Origin of the sequence: Mycolicibacter kumamotonensis (assembly GCF_002086285.1) — a bacterium.
GTDB lineage: Bacteria > Actinomycetota > Actinomycetes > Mycobacteriales > Mycobacteriaceae > Mycobacterium > Mycobacterium kumamotonense.
This window is the reverse complement of the sequence record NZ_MVHU01000039.1, coordinates 14,626-39,763: the sequence shown is the minus strand read 5'-3', so window position 1 is coordinate 39,763 and position 25,138 is coordinate 14,626. Positions and strand designations below refer to the sequence as shown.

Annotated in this window: 24 protein-coding genes and 1 pseudogene; 15 read left to right on the top strand and 10 right to left on the bottom strand. The window is 68.5% G+C overall.

All coding sequences use genetic code 11. The features are described from left to right. The 6 genes from infB to BST28_RS19785 all read left to right on the top strand — a co-directional run. A partial coding sequence (gene infB / locus BST28_RS19810) for a translation initiation factor IF-2 (protein ID WP_083082542.1) occupies positions 1 to 2,344 on the top strand: 2,344 nt, incomplete at its 5' end. A 45-nt stretch (positions 2,345 to 2,389) separates the two neighbouring features. Beyond that, positions 2,390 to 2,869: a 30S ribosome-binding factor RbfA gene (gene rbfA / locus BST28_RS19805; RefSeq protein ID WP_083082540.1), complete on the top strand. Its 480-nt coding sequence runs from the start codon at positions 2,390 to 2,392 to the stop codon at positions 2,867 to 2,869. Next, positions 2,850 to 3,854 (top strand): DHH family phosphoesterase, encoded by a 1,005-nt coding sequence (locus BST28_RS19800; RefSeq protein ID WP_083082537.1) that lies wholly within the window; start codon positions 2,850 to 2,852, stop codon positions 3,852 to 3,854. Before rbfA ends, BST28_RS19800 begins: the two co-directional genes overlap by 20 nt. Before the next feature lie 94 nt (positions 3,855 to 3,948). Continuing rightward, the gene (locus tag BST28_RS19795; RefSeq protein ID WP_083082535.1) at positions 3,949 to 5,265 is read left to right on the top strand and encodes an MATE family efflux transporter; all 1,317 of its coding nucleotides are present in this window, start codon (positions 3,949 to 3,951) and stop codon (positions 5,263 to 5,265) included. 11 nt (positions 5,266 to 5,276) lie between these two features. Next, on the top strand, positions 5,277 to 5,837 hold the full coding sequence (locus BST28_RS19790) for a sugar O-acetyltransferase (protein ID WP_083082532.1): 561 nt from the start codon (positions 5,277 to 5,279) through the stop codon (positions 5,835 to 5,837). Positions 5,838 to 6,064: 227 nt separating this feature from the next. Then, positions 6,065 to 7,777 (top strand): hypothetical protein, encoded by a 1,713-nt coding sequence (locus tag BST28_RS19785; RefSeq protein WP_083082529.1) that lies wholly within the window; start codon positions 6,065 to 6,067, stop codon positions 7,775 to 7,777. A 60-nt stretch (positions 7,778 to 7,837) separates the two neighbouring features. Here the strand turns inward: BST28_RS19785 and BST28_RS19780 are convergent, their stop codons facing one another. Then, positions 7,838 to 8,593, bottom strand: a complete 756-nt coding sequence (locus tag BST28_RS19780) for an enoyl-CoA hydratase (RefSeq protein ID WP_083082527.1) — start codon at positions 8,591 to 8,593, stop codon at positions 7,838 to 7,840. A gap of 33 nt (positions 8,594 to 8,626) precedes the next feature. On the opposite strand from BST28_RS19780, the gene BST28_RS19775 reads away from it, so the two are divergent. After that, positions 8,627 to 9,178: a DUF1802 family protein gene (locus BST28_RS19775; RefSeq protein WP_083082526.1), complete on the top strand. Its 552-nt coding sequence runs from the start codon at positions 8,627 to 8,629 to the stop codon at positions 9,176 to 9,178. 8 nt (positions 9,179 to 9,186) lie between these two features. Here BST28_RS19775 and BST28_RS19770 read toward each other — a convergent pair whose 3' ends face one another. From BST28_RS19770 to BST28_RS19755, 4 genes are read right to left on the bottom strand one after another with little or no spacing between them, the layout of a single operon-like run. Beyond that, a complete protein-coding gene (locus BST28_RS19770; protein WP_083082525.1) occupies positions 9,187 to 10,392 on the bottom strand; it encodes an acyl-CoA dehydrogenase family protein in 1,206 nt (401 codons plus the stop codon). Then, a complete protein-coding gene (gene sfnG, locus BST28_RS19765; protein WP_083082524.1) occupies positions 10,389 to 11,519 on the bottom strand; it encodes a dimethylsulfone monooxygenase SfnG in 1,131 nt (376 codons plus the stop codon). The genes BST28_RS19770 and sfnG overlap by 4 nt, the downstream gene beginning before the upstream one ends. Positions 11,520 to 11,532: 13 nt before the next feature. Continuing rightward, positions 11,533 to 12,675: an LLM class flavin-dependent oxidoreductase gene (locus BST28_RS19760; protein WP_083082523.1), complete on the bottom strand. Its 1,143-nt coding sequence runs from the start codon at positions 12,673 to 12,675 to the stop codon at positions 11,533 to 11,535. Beyond that, complete coding sequence (locus BST28_RS19755) at positions 12,675 to 13,889, bottom strand: acyl-CoA dehydrogenase family protein (protein WP_019737019.1); 1,215 nt, start codon at positions 13,887 to 13,889, stop codon at positions 12,675 to 12,677. The genes BST28_RS19760 and BST28_RS19755 overlap by 1 nt, the downstream gene beginning before the upstream one ends. A 644-nt stretch (positions 13,890 to 14,533) precedes the next feature. Between BST28_RS19755 and BST28_RS19750 the strand changes: the two genes are divergently transcribed. Beyond that, on the top strand, positions 14,534 to 15,763 hold the full coding sequence (locus BST28_RS19750; RefSeq protein ID WP_085990242.1) for a lipase family protein: 1,230 nt from the start codon (positions 14,534 to 14,536) through the stop codon (positions 15,761 to 15,763). A gap of 48 nt (positions 15,764 to 15,811) precedes the next feature. Here the strand turns inward: BST28_RS19750 and BST28_RS19745 are convergent, their stop codons facing one another. Continuing rightward, a complete protein-coding gene (locus tag BST28_RS19745; protein WP_019737021.1) occupies positions 15,812 to 16,120 on the bottom strand; it encodes a hypothetical protein in 309 nt (102 codons plus the stop codon). Positions 16,121 to 16,554: 434 nt separating this feature from the next. On the opposite strand from BST28_RS19745, the gene BST28_RS23810 reads away from it, so the two are divergent. Continuing rightward, positions 16,555 to 16,863, top strand: a complete 309-nt coding sequence (locus tag BST28_RS23810; RefSeq protein ID WP_131813862.1) for a hypothetical protein — start codon at positions 16,555 to 16,557, stop codon at positions 16,861 to 16,863. A 5-nt stretch (positions 16,864 to 16,868) separates the two neighbouring features. Next, entirely contained in the window at positions 16,869 to 17,609 is a 741-nt protein-coding gene (locus tag BST28_RS19735; RefSeq protein WP_080575678.1) for a DUF5642 family protein, read from the top strand. Here BST28_RS19735 and BST28_RS19730 read toward each other — a convergent pair. After that, complete coding sequence (locus tag BST28_RS19730) at positions 17,562 to 19,196, bottom strand: CocE/NonD family hydrolase (RefSeq protein WP_065289217.1); 1,635 nt, start codon at positions 19,194 to 19,196, stop codon at positions 17,562 to 17,564. The two genes, BST28_RS19735 and BST28_RS19730, sit on opposite strands and share 48 nt — an antisense overlap. A 5-nt stretch (positions 19,197 to 19,201) precedes the next feature. Next, positions 19,202 to 19,792, bottom strand: coding sequence for a DUF3558 domain-containing protein (locus BST28_RS19725; protein WP_019737025.1), 591 nt, complete (start codon positions 19,790 to 19,792; stop codon positions 19,202 to 19,204). A gap of 134 nt (positions 19,793 to 19,926) precedes the next feature. Here BST28_RS19725 and pptH point away from each other — a divergent pair, with 134 nt between their 5' ends. From pptH to BST28_RS24220, 5 genes and pseudogenes are all read left to right on the top strand, one after another. After that, positions 19,927 to 20,892, top strand: coding sequence for an ACP phosphodiesterase PptH (pptH, locus tag BST28_RS19720; RefSeq protein WP_019737026.1), 966 nt, complete (start codon positions 19,927 to 19,929; stop codon positions 20,890 to 20,892). Next, entirely contained in the window at positions 20,889 to 21,554 is a 666-nt protein-coding gene (pptT, locus tag BST28_RS19715) for a 4'-phosphopantetheinyl transferase PptT (RefSeq protein ID WP_019737027.1), read from the top strand. Before pptH ends, pptT begins: the two co-directional genes overlap by 4 nt. After that, complete coding sequence (gene truB / locus BST28_RS19710) at positions 21,551 to 22,435, top strand: tRNA pseudouridine(55) synthase TruB (protein WP_019737028.1); 885 nt, start codon at positions 21,551 to 21,553, stop codon at positions 22,433 to 22,435. Before pptT ends, truB begins: the two co-directional genes overlap by 4 nt. Before the next feature lie 77 nt (positions 22,436 to 22,512). Next, positions 22,513 to 23,718: a lipid-transfer protein gene (locus BST28_RS19705; protein ID WP_083082522.1), complete on the top strand. Its 1,206-nt coding sequence runs from the start codon at positions 22,513 to 22,515 to the stop codon at positions 23,716 to 23,718. 110 nt (positions 23,719 to 23,828) lie between these two features. Continuing rightward, positions 23,829 to 23,975 (top strand): annotated as a pseudogene (locus BST28_RS24220) (acyl-CoA dehydrogenase family protein); the annotation flags it as partial. Between the two features lie 26 nt (positions 23,976 to 24,001). Here BST28_RS24220 and BST28_RS19695 read toward each other — a convergent pair. Together BST28_RS19695 and mntR are read right to left on the bottom strand one after the other, a co-directional pair. Further along, positions 24,002 to 24,433, bottom strand: coding sequence for a type II toxin-antitoxin system Rv0910 family toxin (locus BST28_RS19695; RefSeq protein ID WP_019738143.1), 432 nt, complete (start codon positions 24,431 to 24,433; stop codon positions 24,002 to 24,004). A gap of 7 nt (positions 24,434 to 24,440) precedes the next feature. After that, positions 24,441 to 25,130 carry a manganese-binding transcriptional regulator MntR gene (mntR, locus tag BST28_RS19690; protein ID WP_019738144.1) on the bottom strand — a complete coding sequence of 230 codons (690 nt, stop codon included), beginning with the start codon at positions 25,128 to 25,130 and terminating at the stop codon, positions 24,441 to 24,443. Positions 25,131 to 25,138: the final 8 nt, after the last annotated feature.

Here is a 25,138-nt window from a genome sequence, read left to right as displayed (position 1 = left end):
GGCCCCCGGCCCGCGGCCGGCGGCACCGGGCCCCAAGCCCGGCGCCCGGGCACCGCGCGTCGGCAACAACCCGTTCTCCTCGGCGCAGCCGGTGGAGCGGGCCATCCCGCGTCCGCATCCGCAGGCCCCCCGGCCGGGCGCACCCCGGCCGGGCATGCCGCGTCCCGGCGGCGCCTCACCGGGCAACATGCCCGCCCGCCCCAGCGGCTTCGGCGCCCCCGGCCGTCCAGCGCGGCCCGGTGCGCCCCGGCCCGGCGGTGGCGGCCGTCCGGGTGCCCCCGGCGGCCGTCCGGGCGGTCCCGGCGGCGGTGCCGGCGGTAACTATCGGGGCGGCGGTCCCGGCGGCGGTGCGCCCGGAGCGCCCGCCGGTGGTGGCTTCCGCGGTCGCCCCGGTGGCGGCGGTGGCCGTCCCGGCCAGCGCGGTGGCGCGGCCGGCGCGTTCGGCCGTCCGGGCGGCGCACCCAAGCGGGGACGCAAGTCGAAGCGGGCGAAACGCGCCGAATACGAGAACATGCAGGCACCGATCGTCGGTGGCGTGCGGTTGCCGCACGGCAACGGCGAGACCATCCGGCTGGCTCGCGGTGCATCCTTGAGCGACTTCGCCGAGAAGATCGACGCCAACCCGGCCGCACTGGTGCAGGCGCTGTTCAACCTCGGTGAGATGGTCACCGCCACCCAGTCCGTGGGCGACGAGACCCTGGAGCTGCTCGGCAGCGAGATGAACTTCGTCGTGCAGGTCGTCTCGCCCGAGGACGAAGACCGTGAGCTGCTGGAGTCGTTCGACCTGACCTACGGCGAGGACGAGGGCACCGAGGAGGATCTGCAGAGCCGCCCGCCGGTGGTGACCGTGATGGGCCACGTCGACCACGGCAAGACCCGCCTGCTCGACACCATCCGCAAGGCCAACGTGCGTGAGGGGGAGGCCGGCGGCATCACCCAGCACATCGGCGCCTACCAGGTGGCCGTCGACTTCGACGGCTCCGAGCGACTGATCACCTTCATCGACACCCCCGGTCACGAGGCGTTCACCGCCATGCGTGCCCGCGGTGCCAAGGCCACCGACATCGCGATCCTGGTGGTCGCCGCCGACGACGGTGTGATGCCGCAGACGGTCGAGGCGATCAACCACGCCCAGGCCGCCGACGTGCCGATCGTGGTGGCGGTCAACAAGATCGACAAGGAAGGCGCTGACCCGCAGAAGATTCGCGGGCAGCTCACCGAATACGGCTTGGTGCCAGAGGAATTCGGTGGCGACACCATGTTCGTCGACATCTCGGCCAAGCAGGGCACCAACATCGCCGCCCTGGAGGAGGCGGTGCTGCTGACCGCCGACGCCGCCCTGGACCTGCGGGCCAACCCCGACATGGAGGCCCAGGGTGTGGCGATCGAGGCGCACCTGGACCGCGGTCGTGGCCCGGTAGCCACCGTGCTGATCCAGCGCGGCACGCTGCGGGTCGGCGACTCGATCGTCGCCGGCGACGCCTACGGGCGGGTGCGGCGCATGGTCGACGAGCACGGTGACGACGTCGAAGAGGCGTTGCCGTCGCGGCCCGTCCAGGTGATCGGCTTCACCTCGGTGCCCGGCGCCGGCGACAACTTGCTGGTGGTCGACGAGGACCGGATCGCCCGCCAGATCGCCGACCGGCGCAACGCGCGCAAGCGCAACGCCCTGGCGGCGCGGTCGCGCAAGCGCATCTCGCTGGAGGACCTGGACTCGGCGCTGAAGGAAACCAGCCAGCTGAACCTGATCCTCAAGGGCGACAACGCCGGTACCGTCGAGGCGCTGGAAGAGGCCCTGATGGGGATCCAGGTCGACGACGAGGTGGCGTTGCGGGTGATCGACCGCGGAGTCGGTGGCATCACCGAGACCAACGTCAACCTGGCGTCGGCGTCGGATGCGATCATCATCGGCTTCAACGTGCGCGCCGAGGGCAAGGCCACCGAGCTGGCCAACCGCGACGGGGTGGAGATCCGCTACTACTCGGTGATCTACCAGGCGATCGACGAGATCGAGAAGGCACTCAAGGGCATGCTCAAGCCCATCTTCGAGGAGAAGGAGCTGGGCCGCGCCGAGATTCGGGCACTGTTCCGGTCTTCGAAGGTCGGCAACATCGCGGGTTGCCTGGTCACCTCCGGGGTCATGCGCCGCAACGCCAAGGCGCGCCTGCTGCGCGATTCGGTCGTGGTCGCCGAGAACCTCACGGTGTCCTCGCTGCGTCGGGAGAAGGACGATGTCACCGAGGTCCGCGACGGCTACGAATGCGGTCTGACGCTGACCTACAGCGACATCAAGGAAGGCGACGTCATCGAGACCTACGAGCTGGTGGAAAAAGCACGCGCCTGATGAGCGAAGCGACGAAGACAACCAACACCGGTAGGCGCGGTCGTCATGGCTGATCCGGCCCGGGCTCGCCGACTGGCCAAGCGGATCTCGACAATCGTCGCCTCGGCGATCGAATACGAGATCAAGGATCCGCGGCTGGCCGGGGTGACGATCACCGACGCCAAGGTGACCGCCGACCTGCACGACGCGACCCTGTACTACACGGTGCTGGGCCGCTCCCTGGACGAGGACCCCGACTACGGCGGTGCTGCCGCCGCATTGGAGAGCGCCAAGGGGGTGTTGCGGTCCAAGGTCGGCGCCGGGACCGGGGTGCGGTTCACCCCGACCCTGACGTTCGTCCGCGACACCGTGCCCGACACCGCCCATCGGATGTCGGAGCTGCTGGCCGCCGCACAGGCGGCCGACGCCGACCTGGCCCGGATCCGGGAAGGCAAAAAGCCGGTCGGGGACCCCAACCCGTACCGGGAGGCCCCGGGACAGCCCGGCGCCGAAGACAGCGGTTACGGTGAGCGATCGGGCGACTGATCCGCTGCCTCCGGGCCGGCGCGTCGACGCCGCCGGAGCCGCGGAACTGCTGGCGGGCGCAGCCACGCTGGCGGTGATCTGCCATGTGCATCCCGACGCCGACACCATCGGTGCCGCCCTGGCGCTGGCGATGGTCCTGCGGCGGTGCGGCAAATCGGTTCAGGTCAGTTTCGCCCGCCCTGCTTGTCCTTCCGAGCTGCCCCAGTCCCTGCGATCGTTGCCGGGCGGTGAGCTGCTGGTCAGCCCCGCGACAGTACGCCGTGAAGTGGATCTGGTGGTGACGGTCGACGTCTCCAGCCTCGATCGGCTCGGGGAGTTGCAGCAGCTGGCGGCTGCCGGTTCCGAGTTGCTGGTGATCGATCACCATGCGTCTAATCAGCTGTTCGGGACCGCGAATTTCGTTGACCCCTCCGCGGATTCGACGACGATGATGGTGGCGGAGCTGATCGACGCATGGGGCGAGCCGATTGATGTGGATGTGGCGCACTGCCTGTATGCCGGGCTGGCCACCGATACCGGCTCGTTTCGGTGGGCCAGTGCTCGCGCTCACCGGCTGGCGGCGCGGCTGGTCGGCCTCGGGGTGGACAATGCCGCGGTCACCCGCACCGTGATGGACACCCATCCGTTCGCCTGGCTGATGATGTTGTCGCGGGTGCTGGCCGCGGCGCAGCTGCTGCCCGGCGCGGTGCGCGGGCTCGGGCTGGTCTATGCCGTGGTCGATCACGCCGAGTGGACCGCGGCGCGACCCGACGAGGTGGAAAGCATCGTCGACATCGTGCGGACCACCGAGCAGGCCGAGGTAGCGGCGGTGTTCAAGGAGGTCGAGCCGGGTCGGTGGGCGGTGTCGATGCGGGCCAAGTCAGCGGTGGACCTGAGCGCGGTGGCGGTGTCGTTCGGTGGTGGTGGCCACCGGCTGGCTGCCGGCTACACGGTCACCGGTGGAGCCGACGACGTGGTCGCCGCCCTGGTCGCCGCGCTGGCCTGATGCGCCCCATCTTTTCCCCCGCGCGAGGGTGCGTGTTTGCGCACGACACGCCGGGAAATTCTGGCATTCGGCGCACGCTCGCGAGGGAGCGGCGATGACCGACGGCGCCGCCGCCGGCGGACGCCAGATCGCGGCGCTGGCGTTGCCGGCGCTGGTGGTGCTTGCCGCCGAACCGCTGTATCTGCTGTTCGACACCGCGGTCGTGGGCCGGCTCGGGGCGCTGGGCCTGGCCGGGCTGGCCATCGGCGGTCTGATCCTGGGGCTGGTCGCCTCGCAGGCGACGTTCCTTTCCTACGGGACCACGGCGCGCTCGGCACGTCACTTCGGCGCCGGCGACCGTACCGCCGCGGTGGCAGAAGGGGTGCAGGCGACGTGGTTGGCGCTGGGCCTGGGCACGCTGATCGTTTTGGTGGTGCAGGCCGCGGGGGTGCCGCTGGTGTCGGCAGTCGCCGGCCATGACGACATCGCGCGGGCCGCGCTGCCGTGGCTGCGGATCGGGATTTTCGGCGCTCCGGCGATCCTGGTCTCCCTGGCCGGCAACGGCTGGCTGCGCGGGGTGCAGGACACCGTCCGTCCGCCACGCTATGTCGTTGCCGGCTTTGCGCTTTCGGCGCTGCTGTGCCCGCTGCTGGTTTTCGGTGCGCTGGGGATGCCGCGCTGGGGCCTCGCCGGCTCGGCGGTGGCCAACTGCGCCGGTCAGTGGCTCGCCGCGCTGTTGTTCCTGCGCGCACTGCGCTGCGAGCGCGTCCCGTTACGGCCGGACGGCGCGGTGCTGCGGGCGCAATTGGTGATGGGACGCGATTTGATCGTGCGCTCCCTGGCTTTTCAGGCCTGCTTCGTGTCGGCGGCGGCGGTCGCGGCGCGATTCGGGGCCGCGGCACTGGGGGCCCATCAGATCGTGCTGCAGCTGTGGACCTTTCTGGCGTTGGTGCTCGATTCGCTGGCCATCGCCGCGCAGGCCCTGGTCGGGGCGGCGTTGGGTGCCGGTGACGCCGGCCATGCCAAAGCGGTGGCCGCGCGCGTGACGGTGTTCTCGGCGGTCGCCGCCGCGGTGCTGGCCGCGGTGCTGGCCGCCGGGTCGGCGGTGCTGCCGGGACTGTTCACCGGCGACACAGCGGTGCTGGCGGCGATCGGGGTGCCGTGGTGGTTCTTGGTCGCTCAATTGCCGGTTGCCGGAATAGTTTTTGCGCTCGACGGGGTGCTCCTGGGAGCTGGGGATGCGGCATTCATGCGCACCGCCACCGTGATCAGCGCGCTGGCCGGGTTCCTGCCGCTGACCTGGCTGTCGCTGATGCTCAACTGGGGTTTGGCCGGGATTTGGTCGGGGTTGAGCACCTTCATCGTGCTGCGACTGGTGTTCGTCGGGTGGCGGGCGCTCTCCGGTCGATGGCTGCGGGCCGGTCGCCCGTAGGATCGGCTGGCATGAGCGCGCAACGGGATCGGATGCTCAGCGGGGCACGGTATGACCCCTACGATCCCGACCTGGTCGCCGGTCGACAGGCCTGTCAGCGCCTGGTGGATGCTTTCAACGACACCAATCCCGACGACGAACACCGCCGCCGAGACCTGCTGCGCGAACTGCTCGGCTCCTTCGGGGGCAATTCGGTGATCATGCCCCGATTCCGTTGCGACTACGGCAAATACATCAGCATCGGTGCGCACTGCTTCGTCAACTATGACGCGATCATGCTCGATTGCGCGCCCATCACCATCGGCGACCATGTGTCGATCGGTCCCCGTGCCCAACTGGTGACGGCGCTACATCCTGTCGACGACATCGACGCCCGGCGCGACGGCTGGGAATCGGCGGCACCGATCACCATCGGCGACAACGTCTGGCTGGCGGCCGGGGTCATCGTCTGCCCCGGGGTCTCGATCGGCGCGGACACCGTCGTCGGCGCCGGCAGTGTGGTGACCCGGGACATCCCGGCGGGCGTTGTCGCAGTGGGCAATCCGTGCCGGGTCCTCCGGTTGATCCGCTGAACCGGCGGCGCTACCCGCCGCCGACCCCGGCCACGAAGGCCTCCGTGGTCAGCGCATTACGGTAACACTGCGTTCGCCAAAAATGTGTAAAAAACCTGCATGCTCTATCTATACATTTAGGTTACTCGCGGGTAGCATTCGTCGGGTTGTTACCGGTGGCACATCGATTGTCTGCAGGGATGTAAGTCACCGGCCGTCGTTTGAAGACAATTGGGAGGAATCACGCAATGATGCATTATCGGTTGATAGCCGCAGGTCTAGCCGCCGGCGGCGGGCTGCTGACGGCCGCGTTTCTGCAGGCGGCTGTGGCGGTCGCCGGTCCCGACGACGCTGTGGCGCCCAGCGCCACCGGTGCCGACGCCTTCACGATCGGCGGCTTCACCTTCGACCCGTTCACCGGGAGCGGCTCGTCGGCGGCTGAGGGCTTCTCCCTCGTTCACCCGCTGACCGGGTCGGCGCCGCTGCTGACGCTGGGCGGCGGCAGCCCGGGGGGCGTGCTGCCCACCGCTCCGCAGAGCTTCGACGTCTTCGGGGCCGACGGCACCAGCCTGGGCAGCATCGACTCCAGCGTGGTCGTGACGAACCTGGCCGGCTTCACCAACACCGAATTCACCGTCACCGACGCCACGGCGGCAGACGACGGATCGGCGACGGATCTGCCGGTCGTCGGGTCGGTCTACGACGTGTTCAACCTGGGCGGTGGCTTCGCGAACGTCTACGTCGCCACCCCGGGCGAGGACGGAACCGTCACCGACACGTTCGTGACGCCCTGGGGCAGCATGGACCTGAGTTCGATGTTCGCCGGTATCAACGCGGCAGACCCGCTGCAGCCCGGCGATGCCTTCAGCGCCCTGCAGGCCGGGGCGTCCGGCGGCGGCGACGACGCCTTCGCTATCGGCGGTCTCACCCTGGACCCGTTCACCGGAACCGGTGACTCGGCACAGGAGGGTTTCGCGCCGATCACCGCTCTCGGCGGTGCAGCGCCCTTCCTGGCCATCGGCGGCGCATCGCTGGGTGACCCCAGCCACCATGGAAACGGTCTCGCCTCACAGGACTTCAATGTCTTCAGCGGCACCGGTGACGACGCCACGCAGATCGGCACCATCAACACCGCGGTGGATGTCACCAACCTGTTGGGCATGACCAACACCCAGCTCGTCGTCACCGACGGCTCCGACACCGGCGACGGCATTCCGGCGGCGGGAACGATCTACGACGCGTTCAACTTCGGCGGCGGTTTCACCAACGTTTACGTCGCCACCCCTGGCGAGGACGGCACCATCACCGACACCTTCGTGACGCCGTTCGGGAGCATGGACCTGAGCTCGCTGTTCAGCGGCATGGGCGGCGGGATCTCGCTGGACCCGGGAGCGGCGTTCGGCGCCCTGAGTGACAGCGCCGTGGGTGAGGACGCCTTCACCATCGGCGACACCACCTTCGACCCGTTCACCGGATCCGGGGCCGACACCACCCCGGGCTTCGCGCCGGTCTTCCAGACGGTCGGTGCGCTGCCACTGCTCAACATCGGCGGCGGCACGCCGGGCCTCGATCTGGGCGGCACGTTCTTCCCGCTCCCGATCACGTCGCAAGATTTCAACATCTACGACGGGACCGACCTCATCGGCACCGCGCACGCCCAGGAGACCGTCACCCAGCTGTTGGGCCTGACCACCACGGAGTTCGTCATCGACGGTGTCACGCCCGGTGCTGGTGACGCCGCGGACCTGCCGGAGTTGGGTTCGGTGTACAGCGTCCTCAACCTCGGTGGTGGCTTCGCCAACGTCTACTCGGCCATTCCGGGTCTGGATGGTGGCGACAGCACCGTTTCGGACGTCCTGGTGACCCCGTTCGGCGACTTCGACCTGAGCTCGTTGTTCGGTGGCTTCGACGCCTCGGCCCTGATGGACCCCGGTGCTGCGTTCCTGGGGCTGGACTTCTAGCAGTTCGCCTCGACTGACACGTCCCGGGCGGTACGCCAACACCGCCCGGGACGTGTCTTGTCAATGCAGTTGTGCGCGCCCGCGTTTCAGCACGGCCTCCCGATTGGCGGAGACGTCCGCGCTGCTCACCCGGCTCATCCACTGCTTGGCCGCGGTCGCCTCGATCCACAGCCCGGATGCGGTCTGTGACTCGTCGATGCGGTGATAGGAGGACAACAGCGCCCGCACCGCGGCTTGGTTGTTGCCGACGATCGCCGTGGCGACGGTGCGCGCCGCGGGCAGCAGCTCGCTGTGCGGCACCACCTCGGTGACCAGACCTGCTCGCAGCGCATCGGCCGCCGACAGGTAGTCCCCGGTCAAACTCATCCGGCGGGCCAAGCCCACGCCGATGCGTTGGGGCAGCCGCACGCTCAGCCCCCAGCTGGGCATCAGTCCGACCCGGGCGTGGGTGTCGGCGAAGCGGGCCTGCTCCGAGGCGATCAAGATGTCGCAGTACAGCGCCAACTCCAGCCCGCCGGTCACCGCCGCGCCGTTGATCGCACCGATCACCGGCTTGGTCAGCGCCGGCCACTGCGGTGAGATGTCGGGCAGCGCAGTCGAATCGCCGAACTCTTTGAGATCCAAGCCGGCGCAGAACACCGGATCGGCGCCGGTGAGAATCATCACGTCCACATCGTCGTCGGCGTCGGCGTCGGCCAGCGCGCCGAAGATGGCGTCACGCAACGCGCTGGACAGCGCATTGCGGGCCTGGGGGCGGTTGAGGGTCAGGGTGCGGATACGGTCCTGTGTCTGGACCAGCAAAATGTCGTCGCTCACCGGTTCACCGTAACCCCGACTACCCTGAGGGGAATGCGCGGTATGGCGTTGAAGGAGTGGAGCGCCGTCGTCTCGGCCCTGCTGGCCGGTCGGCAGCGAATCTTGCTGCGCAAGGGCGGCATTCACGAGAAGCGCTTCGACGTCACCGCCGAGGAGTTCCTGTTGTTCCCTACGGTGGCGCACAGCCATGCCGAACGGGTCCGCCCCGAACACCGTGACCTGCTCGCGGCAGCGGCCGCCGATTCCACCGCCGACGAGCTGCTGGTGCGGGCCGCGGCGAAAGTCGTTGCGGCGCTGCCCATCGAGCGGACCGACGCGCTGGATGACCTCGCGGACCTGCACATCTGGACGCCTGAGTCGGTTCGCGCCGACCGGCTGGATTTCCGGCCCAAACACCGGCTGACGGCCCTGGTGGTCCAGGTGTTCCCGCTGACCGCACCGGTGCGGTTGGCGCGCAGCCCCGACTTTGCCGGCTGCAACAGTTGGGTGTGGCTACCGATCGCCGACCCGGAGCTGGGCGCCCCGGTGTTCACCACCGAACAGCTCGAGGCGGTGACCGCCCGGGTCCGCGACACCGTCGGCTGACAAGCGGGTCAGATCTGGGCGTGATTGGGTGGCCGGACAGCGGTCAGCTCCCATGCGCCGATGTGGTGGTACTTCCAATCCACCGGATCGTGCACGCTGTGGGTGCGGGCGTTGCGCCAATGCCGATCCAGTCCGTGCTTGAGGTCGGTTCCGCTGGCCCCGGTCAGCGCGAACAGCTCGCTGGACACGTCGACGGCCACCTCGCTGGCGAACGCCTTGGCCTGGGCGACCGTGATCGACCCGTGTGCGGCGGTGTCGGGGCCGGCCGGGACCAGGCCCAACTCCTCGAGGACGTCGGCTGCCCAGCGCAGCAGCTGCGCCGCGGCGCGGGTGCGGGTGGCCAATCGGCCGAACCGCAACCGGATGTTCGGGTCCTCGGCGGCGGTCGGTGCGTGACCGGCCCGGTACGCCTCGGCGAACGGCCGGCTGCGGGTCCGGATGAATTCCGCGGCGTCGGCCAGCGCGCCCTGCGCGATCCCGGCTTCGATGGCCGCGTGCACCAATTGCGTTCGCGCGCCGAGCAGCTGCGGCTCGGTGAACGCGGTCCAGTACGGCACAACGAAGCCGGCATCGACGCGCACCCCGTCGAAAGTTGTTGTGCCGCTGACCGTGGCCCGCTGTCCCATCGCGGACCAGTCCTCGCCGATGGCCACCCCCGCAGTGCCGCGTTCGACCAGTGCCAGCACCAACCGGCCGTCGGGGTCCAGCGCGCTGGCGGCGAGCCAGCGTGCGGTGACGGCGCCGGTGCTGTAGTACTTGACGCCCTCCAGGCGCCAGCCCGGCCCGTCGGCGACCAGACGGGTCTTCAGGTCGAGGGCGTGGCTGCCGCCGCGCTCGGCCAGCACCGGTGCGATGCGCCCACCCTCGGTCACCGCGCCCAGCAGCGTCCCGCGCTGGTCGGCGGTACCCAGCAGGCGCAGGATGTCGATCGCCAGGAAATGGCCCTGCGGGATCTGCGCCAACGCCGGGTCGGCGACGGCGATCGTTGTGATCACCTCGGCCAGGGTCACCGGCCCCAGGCCGGACCCGCCGTCGGCGACCGGGATGGTGATCGCCGGCAGTCCGGAGCGGTCGAAATCGGCGAGCTCGGTGTGCGGAACGCGCCCAGCCCGGTCCCGGTCGGCCGCGCCGGGGCGTACCGCGTCGGCGAATGACTTTGCGGCCGCGACGGCGTCGGCGTGACTGTCGAGTCGCACCGCGGTGCCTGCCGTCACGGCAGTGCCGGCTCGGGTACGGGCGCCGATCCGGCGTGTGCTTCCAGTTCGCGCACCAGCGGCAGCACGTTACGGCCGAACGCCTCGACTTCGTCTTGGAAGTGCAGGAACCCGGCCAAGATCAGATTCACGCCCAGCTTCTGGTAGGCGACGATGCGCTCGGCGACCTGTTCGGCGGTGCCGATCAACTGGGTGCGGAAGCCGTCGTTGTATTGCACCAAGTCTTCGAAGCTGGAGTTCGCCCACATGCCCCGCTGGTCTGCGGTCGACGCGCCGGCCTGACGCACCGCCGCGCCGAACCCCTCAACCGCACGAACATCGGCTTTGGCGATGATCTCGCGCAGTACCTTTTTGGCCTCCGCTTCGGTGTCGCGCACGATGACGAAGCCGTTGAGGCCGAAGCGGGGCGGCTCGGCGCGACCGGCATCGGCCGCGACCCGGCGCAGGTCGGCCAACTGTGCGGTGACCCCGTCGAAGTCGTTGCCGTTGGAGAAGTACCAGTCCGAATGGCGGCCACCGTTGTCGCGGGCCGCGGTGGAGTTGCCGCCCTGGAAGATCTCCGGGTGGGGCCGGCCGTCCCAGGAGAGCGGTTTGGGCTGCAGATTGAAGTCGCGGATACGGTAGAAGTCACCGGCCAGCTCGGCGTGGTCGTTGGTCCAGATCTCCCGCAGCGCCTGGATGAATTCAGCGCTGCGCCGGTAGCGTTCGTCGTGCTCGAGCCACGGTTCGCCGAGCTTGGTGAACTCGTCCTTGAGCCAGCCGCTGACGATGTTGACCGCCACCCGCCCGTTGGACAGGTGGTCGGCGGTCGCCAGCCACTTCGCCAGCACTCCCGGTTGCCACATCCCTGGGTGCACCGCCGCGATCACCTTGAGCCGCTGCGTGGCTAGCAGCAGGGCCAGGCTGAAACTGGTTGACTCGTGCTGATATTGGGCGCTGTAGCTCGCCGTGTAGCGGACCTGAGTCAGGGCGTACTCGAACCCGGCTTCCTCGGCGATCCGGGCCAGCGCGACGTTGTAGTCGTAGCTCCAGTCGGTGCGTTGCTCGATCGTCGAGGTGACCAGTCCACCGCTGACGTTGGGAACCCAGTAGGCGAAGCTCAGCGGCGTGGGGGCATTGGTCGGCATTGCCTTGTCTTCCTTACGTGTATGCGGTGACGGGGTTCTCGAGCAGGCCGCGCTCGGCCAGAATCGGCACCACGCCCTCTCCGAACGAGAACGCCTCTTCCAGGTGCGGATAGCCGGACAGGACGAACTCGTCCAGTCCCAGCTGGTAGTACTCCTCGATGCGGTCCGCGACCTCCTCGTGGCTACCGACCAGTGCGGTTCCGGCGCCGCCCCGGACCAGGCCTACACCGGCCCACAGGTTCGGTGACACCTCGAGCTGGTCGGTCCGCCCGCCGTGCAGCGCAGTCATCCGTCGCTGGCCCTCCGACCCGGACTTCTGTTGGATCTGCTGGGCCCGCCGGATTTGCTCGGGGCGCAGGCCTGCCAGCAGTCGGTCGGCCTGGGCCCACGCCTCGGCCGCGGTGGGGCGGGTGATCACGTGCAGCCGGATTCCGAACCGCAGCTCGCCGGAGGCCACCCGGGCCGAACCGACATCCTTGACCCGCCGGCGCACCGCGTCGAGCTTGTCGGCGACCTGGGCGGGTGGTTCGCCCCAGGTCAGGTAGACATCGGCGTGCTCGGCCGCCACATCGATAGCCGCGGCCGAGGATCCGCCGAGATAGATCTCCGGCCAGGTCCCGGCGGGCACGATGGTCGCATCCTCGACGAAGAGGTGCTCGCCGCGGAACGTGACCGGATCTCCGGTCCACAGCTGCCGGAAGACGGTGAGGAACTCGGCGGCACGGGCGTAGCGCGCGTCCTTGTCCAAGTCGTCGCCGAACCGCCGCTGCTCGGCGTCGTCACCGCCGGTGACGACGTTGAGCAGTAGCCGGCCCCCCGACACCCGCTGGAAGGTCGCCGCCGCCTGGGCTACCAGCGTCGGCGCCTTCAGGCCCGGACGGAAGGCCACCAGGAACTTGAACCGCGTGGTGAGTTGGCTGAGCGCGGCGGTGAACACCCAGGCGTCCTCGCACCAGCTGCTGGTCGGGGTCAGCGCCCCGGTGAATCCCAACTGCTCCGCCGCTCCGGCGACCAGACGCAGGTAGTCCAGGTCGGGGGCGCGGTCGGCGCCGTAGGGATTCACGCGGCTGCCTGCGGCACCGACGGCGTTGCCCAGACTCAGGTCGCTGCGGGAATCGCCGTTGGTGGGCAGGAACCAGTGCAGTGTGATGGCCATCAGCGGTAGAGCGAGAACTCGGGGTGCCGGTGGTTGAGCACCCAGTCACCGACCTCGCGCGCCTTGTAGGCGACCGGGTCGTGCAGGGTGTGCGTACGCAGGTTGCGCCAATGCCGGTCGAAGCCGTAGGCACTGGTGGTGGCGCGGGCGCCCTGGATCTCGAACAGCCGGCTGGCGGCCTGCAGGCCGACCTCGGTGGACAGATACTTCGCTTCGTACACGGCGATCGCGGCTTCGGCGCGCTGGTCCTCGGTCAATGCGGGACCGATGTCGACGGCCTCTTGCAATGCCTCACCGGCGCGGTCGGCCAACAGTGCTGCGGCGCGAACCTGACTGACCAGCTGCCCGACGGTCTGCAGGATGTAGGGATCGTCAGTGGCACGCTCGACGCCCGAGGACTCCCACGGCGTGGCCTTCTCCCTGGTCCACGCCAATGCCTCGGTGAGCGCGCCCTCGGCGGTGCCGACGTAGAAGTTGACGAAGGCCAGCTGCCAGTGCGGGGTGATCAACGTCTGGTACGGCGTGAGGATGCCACCGATGAACGGCTCCTCACCGAGTACCTCGTGATGTTCGATTCGGGCATCGACGACCCGGACCCCGCCGGAGTCGGTAAGACGCTGACCGATGTTGTCCCAGTCGTCGAGGAAGGTGAAGCCCTGTCGTCCGCCGCGGGCGTCGAGGGACAGGAAGACCTGCGACCCGTCCAGTAGCGCGGTGACCGAGAGTTGGTCGCCCGTGCTGGCGCCGCTGGCGAAGGTCCGGCTGCCGTTGAGCCGGAAGCCGTCACCGTCACGCGTCAAGACCAATCCTGAGCTGCCACGCGGGTTTTGGATGCCGCCCCAGAACAACTTCTCGGCGGCGTTACGGCGGGACTGGGCTTCGGCCTGTGCGTGCGTGCCGAACAGCTGGGCAACGCGGGTCTGGGCGTAGTGGTAGCCGAGCAGGTGGGCGATCGAGGTGTCGCCCCGGGCGATCCGCCGGGTGACCTGGGAGGCCTGGGCAAAGTTAAGCCCGGATCCGCCGTACTCGACCGGCTCCTGGATCTGCAGCAGATCGTTGGATCGCAGCAGCTCGATCTCGGCGCGCGGGGTCGCGTTCGCCTTGTCGCGCTCGGCCGCGGTCTGGCGCAGCTCTTCGGCAACCCGGTTAGCGGTGGCGAGCACGTGAGCGAGGGTCTGGCCGCTGGCGGCCGGCCGCTCGGTGACGACGGTCATGGGGGTCTCCTCGGGGAACTAAGTGGCACAACGGATGTGTGGCGCTGACATGAGATACAACGCGGAGGGCCCGTTCCCGAACAACACCCGGCGCCGGCCGAGCTCGCGGGCTGAACCGATGCTGAGCAGCCCCTATAGCGGTCTGATGCGCTAAAAAGCAAGCTGAGCCGAATCCGGCAGGGCGTCGTCGCCGGTCGGGGGTGGCGCTTCGCGCGCCGGCGCGCGCTGTGGGCACCGCGGAGCGCCGCCGGGCGCGTTCGCCTTGTCGAAAGACAAGCCGATGCGCCAGGTTTCGCTCGGACTGGAGCTTATTGTCATCAAATGCTAAGCCGCTGACCACAGCTCTGTGAGCGGTGCGCTCTCGTCGGCGGCCTGTTGCGTATCGGCGTCGACTGAAATTTCATTCCGCCTTGAATCACCGTCCGGCGCACGGTGGTCTCACGCGCTTGTGCGTACCTGTGGTTACAGCGTCCAAACAGGAAGAGCCAATGAGGTTTTCGATGAATCGTCAAGACTTGTCCGGGGTGACTCTTCGGTGGCGGACGCGCAGCGACTGCAGCGCTGCGGCGTCGGCGGTCAGGGCGGCAACGGTGGTGCTTGCTGTCCTGGTAGCCGCCGGTTCGCTGGCTCTGGTGGCTGACCCGATGGCGAACGCCGACGACATCAGATACGAAGCGTTCTATACGCCGCCGGCTCCGCTGCCGGCCGGGAACCCGGGGGATCTGATCCGGACCGAACCGCTGCGGCTGGTGCTGGAACCATCTGGTCAGCTGGGCGCCTTCGTCGGCACCGGAACGCGAATCATGTACCGCGGCACGGATTCGCAGGCGCAGCCGGTCGCGGTCACCGGGGCCTACATCGAACCCGATGTGCCTTGGCCAGGGAACGGACCGCGCCCCCTGATCGCGTATGCGACCGGCCCGTACGGGGTCGGTGAGCAGTGCGCGCCGTCGCGGCTGCTGGACCAGGGCATCCACTTCTCCCAAGGTTTCGACCTGACGTTCAACTACGAGGAGGGCTTCATCGCCACGCTGCTGGCGCGCGGCTTCGCCATCGTGGTGACCGACGGGGTCGGGCTGGGCACCCACGGCCCGCAGTCGCCTCAGTTCTTGAACCGGGTCGCGGCCGGAACGGCGCTGATCGACGCCGCCCGTGCGGCTCAGACGCTGCCCGGCACATCCCTGGATCCGCATGGACCGGTCGCGTTCTGGGGCTGGGCGTCCGGCGGGCAGGCGTCGTTGTCGGCTGCCGAGCTGGCACCGACCTATGCGCCCGAACTCAACGTCGTGGGCAGCTACGCCAACGCGCCGCTGACCAACGTGGTCGAGGCGATCCCTTCGGTCGACGGCAACTTCCTGGCGGTGCTGGCCGGTTATCTGCTGCGCGGCATCCAGGCGTCGTATCCGGAGACCGAGCAAGCGATTTGGGATGCGCTGACTCCGCGGGGAGTCCAGATGCTGGACTGGAGTGGTCACACCTGCCTGGTGCAGGGCGGCGTCGACTACGCGTTCCGTCACCTGCAGTTCTGGTTCAAGGACGACTTGAATGAGGTCGCCTCGGCCGAGCCGCTCAAGACGATCTTCGCCTCGCAGCGGGTCGGAAACATCAAACCCAAAGGACCGGTGTATATCTCGCACAACCGTTGGGACCCGTTGGCGCCCTACACGTCGGCTCGTGACACCGCGCGCGACTGGTGCCGGTTGGGCGCTGACGTCGAACTGTGGACCAACGAGCAGCCTCCGTTCCTGAACAAGATGGACATCAACATCCTGCTGCCGCAGTTCGTCGACGGTGAGCGGAGCATGGCGTGGGTCAGTGATCGCTTCAACGGTCTGCCGACCAACTCCAACTGCGCGGCGATCCAGGCCGAGTGAGGTTCGCCGGCGATCAGGGGGAATGCGGAACCCGCGGCCGCCGCGGTGTCACCGCCGGGATCGCAGGGTCCGGATGATCTGTGCCGAGAGGTCCGGGTCGGACAGCAGCTGGTCGATCAGTGCCGTCATCACTTCCTGCCCGGTGATCCGGGCGCACCCCACACGGTCGGCGGCCTCACGCTGCCACATATCCAGCCCGCGGTGTTGGGCCGGCGACAGATCGACGGTGCGGCGGGTTCGGGTTTGACGCAGCGGGATCGGCTCCGTCGGCTTCATTCCCGGCTCGCGCGCCGGCGCCCAGCCGGTGGGCGTGACGCGGACACTGCGGTTCTTGAGGGGATCGCTGGCGGTGCTCATCGTGTGGACCTTCGGTAGCGGTGGAACCTCGCCCTGGTACTCACGCCAGCGTAGTCCGTCAACCGTCGCGGGTGAGCGCCGGAGCAACGGATGGTGAACTCAGCGGTGGTCGGGGTCGCGCCCCGGACCTCGGAATCGAAATGCCGTCCTAGTCAATTCACAGCCTATTACCAGTGCCTCCGCAAAAAGACATGGTCGGACTGGATTGGCAATGATTTCATGAAATACGGATACCAGTGAATCAGTGGATCAGTAGATCAGTAAACAGCTGGTGAACTGCTGAAACAGGAGCAATAGCCATTATTTAGAACTCCCCGGACACGCGATGATACAAAGCGGGAAAAATGCCGCTCCAACCATTGTTGGACGCCGTCATGAGTGTTACTCTTGCAGAATATCAAGAGAATTCGGGAATCTTGACGAGGGAGGAAATCATGATGATTTCACGGAATTCGTGCCGACGCGTGGCGGCTGGGGCGATCGGAGCCGGCGTGTTCGCCGGTGCGCTGTTGTCGGGTGCTGCGGGACCGGCGCAGGCCGCCCCGGACGGATTCCCGGCATCCCCGCCGGCCACGGTCCAGGTCGCCGACGCGCCGCCTGCGCTCGTCGGTCAGCCGCAATCCGCGGGTCCGAACGTGCTGGCCATCGGCCCGCAGTCCGGGCCGATGCCTCAGTGGTGGGGGCATCACTGGTGGCGTCATCATCATCACCACTTCTGGCACCACTGGTGGTGGTGGTGGTGACCGCGATGGCGGAACCGAAACCTGATGGCGGGCGGCAAACTGCCGCCCGCCACGGGCTGGTGCTACTGGCCGCACTCGGTGTCGGGGCAACCCTCGCCGGGTGCGGTGCCAGCACCGAAGTGACTCCGGCGGGGTCGGTTGTGTCGCAGCAGCCTGCCGCTGAGCCCGGCCCGGCGCCGTACGACATCTCGCGGGTCGACGCCATCAAGGACGACTTCCCGGCGGGCTTCACCGTGCAGGCGCACCCGGCCAAGACGCTGGGGGAGCAGGACATCGCCGGGTCGGCCGTCGCCGCGTTCACCGACGCTACCGTCGAGCCGCCGCAGTGCCGGTCGGTGGTCATCCCACCCTACGTCGATCCGAAGGCCGGCACCGAAGCCGCCGGTGTGATCGGGCAGGGCGACCAGGGGAACATGTATGTCGTCGCCCTGAGGTCACCGAATCCGATTGCGGCCGGCGATGATCCGGCAGGCTGCGACCGGATCACGCTGTCCGGTTCGCCGGAGGCGACCGGGACCGTGGAGCGGATACCGGCACCCGCCATCGCCGGCGTCACCACAACCGGCGTCAAGCTGTCCGTCGCGGATCCCGAGGAGGATCCCGACTACCTCTACACAGCGGCACTCGACGACCGGACATCGATCGTGGTGATGGGCAGTGCGGGCGATCAGCTGGATCCGCAGCGCCTGATGTCGGACCTACTGGTCAAGGCCGTTGATGCGGTCCGGGGGCAGCAGCAATCGTGACCGGCCGAAGCGCAGCGTGTGCAGCGCCGGTTGCACCCGGGTGGCGCTGATCGGCGCTTCGCCGGTGCCCGGGTTCACCGCGTAGCGGGGGTGATTGCCGCCGCCGATCAGCACCCGGATCCGGGCGCCGGCGGGGAAACGGTGCGCAATGGCGTCCAACTCGATGCGCACCGGTCCGGTGTGGCGCCGCAGCCGGCGGTAGCCGTCGGTGACGTTGACCGAGCGGCCGCGCGCATCGACCTCGCTGACCCGGACGAACAGGTCGACGTCGGGGATGTCCGAGCTGTGGTCCAACTCCAGCACCGGCACGCCGCAGACGTCCAGATCCCCGGTCAACGTGGCCCCGGTGAAGCTGAGCATGTCGTCGCGGCGGTGCAGCCGGTTGTCGTTGCGGTACCCGCCGGCCGGTGACAGCAGACGTCCCCCGATGGTGGGCGGCGGGTCGCCGGGGTCGAAACGGAAGGTGGCCGCCGGGGCGTCGGCGTCGGGCGGAGTGGCCGCGAGCGTTCCGCCGGGCTGCAGGTACCACGCGGCGGAAGCATCGGCCGGATTCCAATCCGGCCGGTCCTGCCAGCCCCGGCCGGCGGAGAAGATCCTGACCCGGCCGGGGCGCGGGGTGCTGTCCGAGCCGCGCAGATGGGTGTCCAGCCACTGCAACGACTCGGCGGTGACCCGGCCCAGACCGGAGGTCAGCATCTGGGTGTGCGTCCACGGCCCGATTGTCATCGCCACGTCGACGCCCCGGTCGCGTAACGCCCGGTACTGGGCCAGGGTCTGATCCAGGAACAGGTCCTGCCAACCGCCGAACAGCAGCACCGGAACCTGCGTGCGCTGCAGTGCGGCCGGGTGGCGTAGCGCATCCCAGAACGGGTCGTCGGCCTCGGGGTGTTCGACCCACGATTCGTACCAGGGTGAGCCGGCGCCCAGCAGCGTGCGGCCGGCCGCGCCCAGGGGCAGTCCGGCCGCGGCGCGCCGGACCCTGCGCTGAGCGGTCAGCTGGTGGATACCGGCCCGGATCCGCGGGCGTTCTTCCTGGTGGGCCATCAGGTGGCTCCAGCCCAGGAAGTCGTTGAGCGCGAACGAGCCGACACCCCAGGTCGACTGGTAGAGATCGTGCGGCCCCACGGTGATGACGGCGGCGGCCAGCTCCGGTGGCGGATCGGCCAGCAGCGCCCACTGGGTGAATCCGAGATAGGAGATCCCGATGGTCGCGAAGGAGCCGCTGAACCACGGCTGGGTACGCATCCAGGCCACGGTGTCGGCGCCGTCGGCGGCCTCGTTGACCATCGGCTCGAAATCGCCGGCGGATCCGAATGTGCCGCGCACACTCTGCAGGATCACCCGGTAGCCGCGCGCGGCGTACATCCGGGCGAACACCAGTGAGAACGGGAACCCCCGACCGTACGGGCAGCGAACGAGCAGGGTTCCGTCCACCCCTGCCGTCGGCTCATAGTGGTCGGCGAGCAGGATGACGCCGTCGCGCATCGGGATGCGCTCTCGGCGCACGGTGTAGCCGGTGGTGGGCGGCGGCAGCCGTCGCAGTGCCCGATTCAGGACGACGTCGGCGAGGCGCGGGGCGGTGCTCACCCGGATCAGTATTTGTAGTGCGGCGCCAGTTGGTGGGCGCGCATCAGGTTCTCGGTCTGGCAGTCCATGTCCGGGTTGGAGTACACCGGCGAGTAGTACAGCGACTGCTGGATCACGCCGTAGCTGGTCTTGAACGCCACCATGCAGGAGAACCACCACCGGTTGTTCCACTCGGTGGGTTTCATGACCCAGTACTGGGCCGCACGGTGCCCGTTGATGTCCATCTCGATCGCGTCGGCGGGGATGGACTCGTCGTAGCTGCGCCACACGAAGGTCTCGACGGCCATCTGGTAGTTGCCGGCGTCGAATTCACAGCGCACGCCCTCCACCGGTTTGGGTGGGGTGAAGGCCAGACCCAGCTGGGCGATGACGTCGAAGGGGATGTCTTCGCAGGCGTCGAACGGGCGCGGGTTGGTGATGTTGACCGGCTTGCTCGAGGTGGGCGGCGGTGCCAGCGGGGCGGCGGTGGAGCGCAACTGCACGCCGTGCGCCCCGGCGGTGGCCGGGTTGCTGGTGGGCGGCGCCTGCTGCCAGACCATGACGACGGCCATCACCAGCGCGCTGAACGCCGTGGCCAGACGCAGTTTGGTGAGCATGCCACTCCTCGCTTCCGCCCGGACTTTCCCCGGGAGTGTACAAGTTGTGGCGCCGACCACTGCGGCAAAGGCGAGAACACGTTCTAATTCGCCCGCCGCAGCCGCACCGGGGGGCGCCGCTAGTCTTGAGGATCGTGACCATCCACGAGCCGACGGCCTCGCACGGCCCGACCCTGTGGGCGATCTCCGATCTTCACACCGGCCACATGGGCAACAAGCCGGTCACCGAGTCGCTGCATCCGGCCACCGGTGACGACTGGCTGATCGTCGCGGGTGATGTCGCCGAACGCACCGATGAGATCCGTTGGTCGCTGGACCTGCTGCGGAAACGGTTCGACAAGGTGATCTGGGTGCCCGGCAACCACGAGCTGTGGACCACCACCAAGGACCCGATGCAGATCTTCGGGCGCTCGCGCTACGACTACCTGGTCGACATGTGCGACCAGATGGGCGTCATCACCCCCGAGCACCCCTTCCCGCTCTGGACCGAGGAAGGCGGCCCGGCCACCATCGTGCCGATGTTTCTGCTGTACGACTACACGTTCCTGCCCGCCGGCGCGTCCAGCAAGGCCGAGGGCCTGGCCATCGCGCGGGAGAACAACGTGGTGGCTACCGATGAGTTCCTGCTCTCGCCCGAGCCCTACGGCACCCGGGATGCGTGGTGCCGCGACCGGGTTGCCGTCACCCGCAAGCGCCTCGAGGAGCTGGACTGGATGACCCCGACCGTGCTGGTCAACCATTTCCCGATGGTGCGCCAGCCGTGCGACGCACTGTTCTACCCGGAGTTCTCGCTGTGGTGCGGCACCACCGAGACCGCCGACTGGCACACCCGCTACAACGCGACCTGCTCGGTCTACGGTCACCTGCACATCCCGCGTACCACCTACTACGACGGGGTGCGCTTCGAAGAGGTCTCGGTGGGCTACCCGCGGGAGTGGCAGCGCCGCAGGCCGCATCGGTGGCTGCGCCAGATACTGCCCGACCCGCAATACCCGCCCGGTTATCTCAACGAGTTCGGCGGGCACTTCGTCATCACCGACGAGATGCGCGCGGCCAGTGCGAAGTTCGCCGAACGGCTGCGGCAACGGCAGTCGCGATGAGCAAGCTGCTGGACACGGTGCTGACTCCTGGGCAGTCGCTGGCCTGGGCCGAACGCTACGACGACCCGCCCGGACTGGCGCCGCTGCCCGAGGAGGAGCCGCTGGTGGTGCGTTCGGTCGCCAAGCGCCGCAACGAATTCGTCACGGTGCGCTACTGCGCCCGGTTGGCGTTAGAGGAACTCGGTCAGCCGCCGGTGCCGATCCTCAAAGGGGAGAAGGGCGAACCGTGCTGGCCCGACGGCGTCGTCGGCAGCCTGACGCACTGTGCGGGCTTCCGGGGCGCGGTGGTGGGCCGCGACGCCGATGTGCGGTCGGTGGGCATCGACGCCGAACCGCACGACGTGCTGCCCGACGGCGTGCTCGACGCGGTCAGTCTGCCCGCCGAACGTGTCGAACTGGCCGCCCTGCCGCGCGAGCTGCACTGGGACCGGATCTTGTTCTGCGCCAAGGAAGCCACCTACAAGGCGTGGTATCCGCTGACCAAACGGTGGCTGGGCTTCGAGGACGCCCACATCACTTTCACTCTTACTGGCGAAACGTCCGGCGCGTTCGTCTCCCGCATCCTCATCGACCCCGCGGCGCTGTCCGGACCGCCGCTGACCGAACTACGCGGGCGGTGGTCGGTCACCGGCGGGCTCGTGCTGACCGCGATCGTGCTGTGAACGCCCAGCCCGGCGTGGTGATCGTCGACAAGCCGGCCGGAATCACCAGCCACGACGTGGTTGCGCGCTGCCGGCGGTTCTTCGGCACCCGCAAGGTGGGCCACGCCGGCACCCTCGACCCGATGGCCACCGGGGTACTGGTGATCGGCATCGAACGGGCCACCAAGATCCTGGGCCTGCTCACCACGTCGGCGAAGTCCTACGCCGCCACCATCCGGCTGGGCCAGACCACCTCCACCGAGGACGCCGATGGCGAGGTGCTGCAGACGATGTCAGCTCGGCACATCACCGACGGGCAGATCGACGCGGCGATCGCCGGACTGCGCGGCGATCTCTTGCAGATACCGTCGGCGGTCAGCGCCATCAAGGTCGCCGGCAAGCGGTCCTACCAGCTGGCCCGCGAAGGCCGCCCCGTCGAACTGCCGGCGCGTCCGGTGCGCGTCGAGCGCTTCGAGCTGCTGAACGCGCGCCGGGTGGGCGAGTTCGTCGACCTTGACGTCGAGGTGGACTGCTCGGCGGGCACCTACATCCGGGCGCTGGCCCGCGACCTCGGCAACGAGCTGGGGGTGGGCGGGCACCTGACCGCCCTGCGGCGCACCCGGGCCGGTCACTTCGGATTGGATCAGGCCCGCACCCTCGAGGAGCTGGGGGAGGACCCACGGCTGAGCTACAGCCTGGATGAGGCCTGCCTGCAGAGCTTTCCGCGCCGTGACCTGACCGCCGACGAGGCGCTCGACGTCAGTCACGGCCGGCCGCTGACGCCCGCCGGTATCGACGGCGTCTACGCCGCCACCGCCGGCGACGGACGGGTGATCGCGCTGCTGGAGGATTCCGGGAACCGGACGAAATCGGTGGTGGTCATCCGGCCGGCGACGCTGTAGGCCGTCTCGACGACGCGGGTTCCGGTCTCGAGAAACCCTGTATGTTTCTAGCCATTTGCCGGATGCGGAGGAGGACCATGGCGAACAAGGTGTATGTGATCGGCGTCGGGATGACGAAGTTCGAGAAGCCGGGCCGGCGCCACAACGACGACGGGTCGGCGTGGGACTACCCGGACATGGCCCGCGAATCCGGCACCAAGGCGCTGGTCGATGCCGGGATCGACTATCGCGAGGTGGAGCAGGGCTACGTCGGTTACGTCTACGGTGAGTCCACCTCCGGGCAGCGGGCGCTGTACGAACTGGGACTGACCGGGATCCCGGTCGTCAATGTCAACAACAACTGTTCGACCGGGTCGACCGCGCTCTATCTCGCCGCCCAGGCGATCCGGGGTGGGCTGGCCGACTGCACCATCGCATTGGGCTTCGAGAAGATGAAGCCCGGCTCGCTGGAGTCCACCTACGACGACCGCGCCCAGCCGATGGAAAAGCATGTGCTGGCGCTGGCTGAGATATCCGAGGTGCTGTTTCCGGTGGCGCCGTGGATGTTCGGCGCAGCCGGGCGCGAACACATCAAGCAATACGGTTCCACCGCCGAGCATTTCGCCAAGATCGGCTACAAGAACCACAAGCATTCGGTCAACAACCCCTACGCCCAGTTCTCCGACGAGTACACCCTCGACGACATCTTGGGTTCCCGGATGATCTACGACCCGCTGACGAAGCTGCAATGCTCGCCGACCTCGGACGGCTCGGGGGCGGCGATCCTGGCCAGTGAGGCGTTCGTCGATAAGCACGGACTGGCCGGGCAGGCCGTCGAGATCGTCGGGCAGGCGATGACCACCGACTTCGCCTCCACCTTCGACGGCACCGCCAAGAACCTGATCGGCTATGACATGAATGTGCAAGCCGCCCAACGGGTCTACGACCAATCCGGGCTCGGGCCGCAAGACTTCCAGGTCATCGAACTGCACGACTGCTTCTCGGCCAACGAGCTGCTGCTCTATGAGGCGCTGGGGCTCTGCGGTGAAGGTGATGCCCCCACGTTGATCGACAACGGCGACACCACCTACGGCGGTCGCTGGGTGGTCAACCCCTCCGGTGGACTGATCTCCAAGGGCCACCCGCTGGGTGCCACCGGCTTGGCGCAGTGCTCCGAGCTGACCTGGCAACTGCGGGGCACCGCCGACAAACGACAGGTCGACGGCGTTACCGCCGCCCTGCAGCACAACATCGGGCTCGGCGGTGCCGCCGTAGTCACCGCCTACCAGCGCGCCGAGCGCTGAATCGAGTGCTGATCGTCTACGCCAAGCTGGACGACGGCTCGGGTGTCGGGCGGGACAGCGCCCGGGCCAATTTCGTCGCCGAACGCGCGGGCGTGGCGCTGATGTCGCACGTGGCGATAAACGCGGTGCAACTGTTCGGCGCCAACGGCTACCTGGCCGAATACCGGGTCGAGTAATTGGCCCGCGACGCCAAATCGCTGATGATCTACGCCGGAAGCAACGAGGTTCAGGTCACCCACATCGCCAAGGGCTGCTGAGCGGCTGATTCGCGTGACGCGGGGGCTCAGGTGTACAGCGTTTCGAATTGCTTGATCGAACCCTCGATGTCGCCCTTGACGGCGCGAGCGGCAGCCGCCCCGATCGGGCCGAACAGCGGCCGGCCGCCCATGTCCAGCCGCAGCATGAAACGCGAGCCGGCGCCGGATGGAGAGATCGCCAGTGACAGACCATATTTGGTGCCGCCCACCCCATCGCCGGTGAGTTCCAGCAGCGCCGGCGGATCGAACTTACGAACCGTCCAGGTGACCCGGTTGCGCATGCCCTTGGCCCCGGCGACCCCGATCAGCGTCGTTCCGACGGCGAGTTCGTCGGGCAACTCGGAGCGCCAGCCCTGGTGCATCGACAGCCAGTCACCGAGTTCACACAGGTTCGACGCGTGGGTCCAGGCTTCGTCGGGCGGCAGTGCCAGTTCGCGGGACAGTTCGAGCTTGGCCATCGGCTGATCACACCACCCAGATCGCCTGTGCGGCAGGGCTTCCCAGGTCAATGGTGGACTTCTCGCCGGCGGGCGGCTCAATGGCCACCGAGATGATCCCGGCGAACTCGCGGCGGGTCAGTACCTGGACCCTGGCGTCGAGGCTGATGCCCACGCCGTCGAAGTAGCGCAGCATTTCCGGGTCGCTGTCGGAGATCCGAGCCACCGTCCCCGAGTCGCCGTCGGTGCACTCCCACAGCTGGCGCGCCGGCGGTGTGGGCACCTGCCCGTCGGCCGCCGGGATCGGGTCGCCGTGCGGGTCGCGCTGCGGGAACCCCAGCTTGGCGTCGATGCGGTTCACCAGGGCATCGGAGACCGCGTGTTCGAGCACCTCGGCCTCGTCGTGCACCTCGTCCCAGCTGTAGCCCAGTTCGCGCACCAGGAACGTCTCGATCAACCGGTGCCGGCGCACCATCCCGAGCGCAGCGCGGCGTCCCTCATCGGTGAGCGTCACCGCGCCGTACTTCTCGTGGTCGACCAGGCCGGCTTCGGCGAGTTTGCGGATCGACTCCGAGGCGGTACTGGCCGACACGCCGATCTTCTCCGCCAGCATCTTGGTGCTGACCCTGTCGGGCGACCATTCCTGCGCGGTCCAGATGACCTTCAGATAGTCCTGGGCGACGCTAGTCAGCCCATCCGACTGCTCCCAAGGGCTCACACACGACA

What these genes read in the sequence shown, in the direction of transcription:
- rbfA (WP_083082540.1), top strand. Translation starts at nt 2,390, where the DNA reads ATGGCTGATCCGGCCCGGGCTCGCCGACTGGCCAAGCGGATCTCGACA.
- BST28_RS19795 (WP_083082535.1), top strand. Translation starts at nt 3,949, where the DNA reads ATGACCGACGGCGCCGCCGCCGGCGGACGCCAGATCGCGGCGCTGGCG.
- BST28_RS19790 (WP_083082532.1), top strand. Translation starts at nt 5,277, where the DNA reads ATGAGCGCGCAACGGGATCGGATGCTCAGCGGGGCACGGTATGACCCC.
- BST28_RS19785 (WP_083082529.1), top strand. Translation starts at nt 6,065, where the DNA reads ATGATGCATTATCGGTTGATAGCCGCAGGTCTAGCCGCCGGCGGCGGG.
- BST28_RS19775 (WP_083082526.1), top strand. Translation starts at nt 8,627, where the DNA reads ATGCGCGGTATGGCGTTGAAGGAGTGGAGCGCCGTCGTCTCGGCCCTG.
- sfnG (WP_083082524.1), bottom strand. Translation starts at nt 11,519, where the DNA reads ATGCCGACCAATGCCCCCACGCCGCTGAGCTTCGCCTACTGGGTTCCC.
- BST28_RS19760 (WP_083082523.1), bottom strand. Translation starts at nt 12,675, where the DNA reads ATGGCCATCACACTGCACTGGTTCCTGCCCACCAACGGCGATTCCCGC.
- BST28_RS19755 (WP_019737019.1), bottom strand. Translation starts at nt 13,889, where the DNA reads ATGACCGTCGTCACCGAGCGGCCGGCCGCCAGCGGCCAGACCCTCGCT.
- BST28_RS19750 (WP_085990242.1), top strand. Translation starts at nt 14,534, where the DNA reads ATGGCGAACGCCGACGACATCAGATACGAAGCGTTCTATACGCCGCCG.
- BST28_RS19745 (WP_019737021.1), bottom strand. Translation starts at nt 16,120, where the DNA reads ATGAGCACCGCCAGCGATCCCCTCAAGAACCGCAGTGTCCGCGTCACG.
- BST28_RS23810 (WP_131813862.1), top strand. Translation starts at nt 16,555, where the DNA reads ATGATGATTTCACGGAATTCGTGCCGACGCGTGGCGGCTGGGGCGATC.
- BST28_RS19735 (WP_080575678.1), top strand. Translation starts at nt 16,869, where the DNA reads ATGGCGGAACCGAAACCTGATGGCGGGCGGCAAACTGCCGCCCGCCAC.
- BST28_RS19725 (WP_019737025.1), bottom strand. Translation starts at nt 19,792, where the DNA reads ATGCTCACCAAACTGCGTCTGGCCACGGCGTTCAGCGCGCTGGTGATG.
- pptT (WP_019737027.1), top strand. Translation starts at nt 20,889, where the DNA reads ATGAGCAAGCTGCTGGACACGGTGCTGACTCCTGGGCAGTCGCTGGCC.
- BST28_RS19705 (WP_083082522.1), top strand. Translation starts at nt 22,513, where the DNA reads ATGGCGAACAAGGTGTATGTGATCGGCGTCGGGATGACGAAGTTCGAG.
- BST28_RS19695 (WP_019738143.1), bottom strand. Translation starts at nt 24,433, where the DNA reads ATGGCCAAGCTCGAACTGTCCCGCGAACTGGCACTGCCGCCCGACGAA.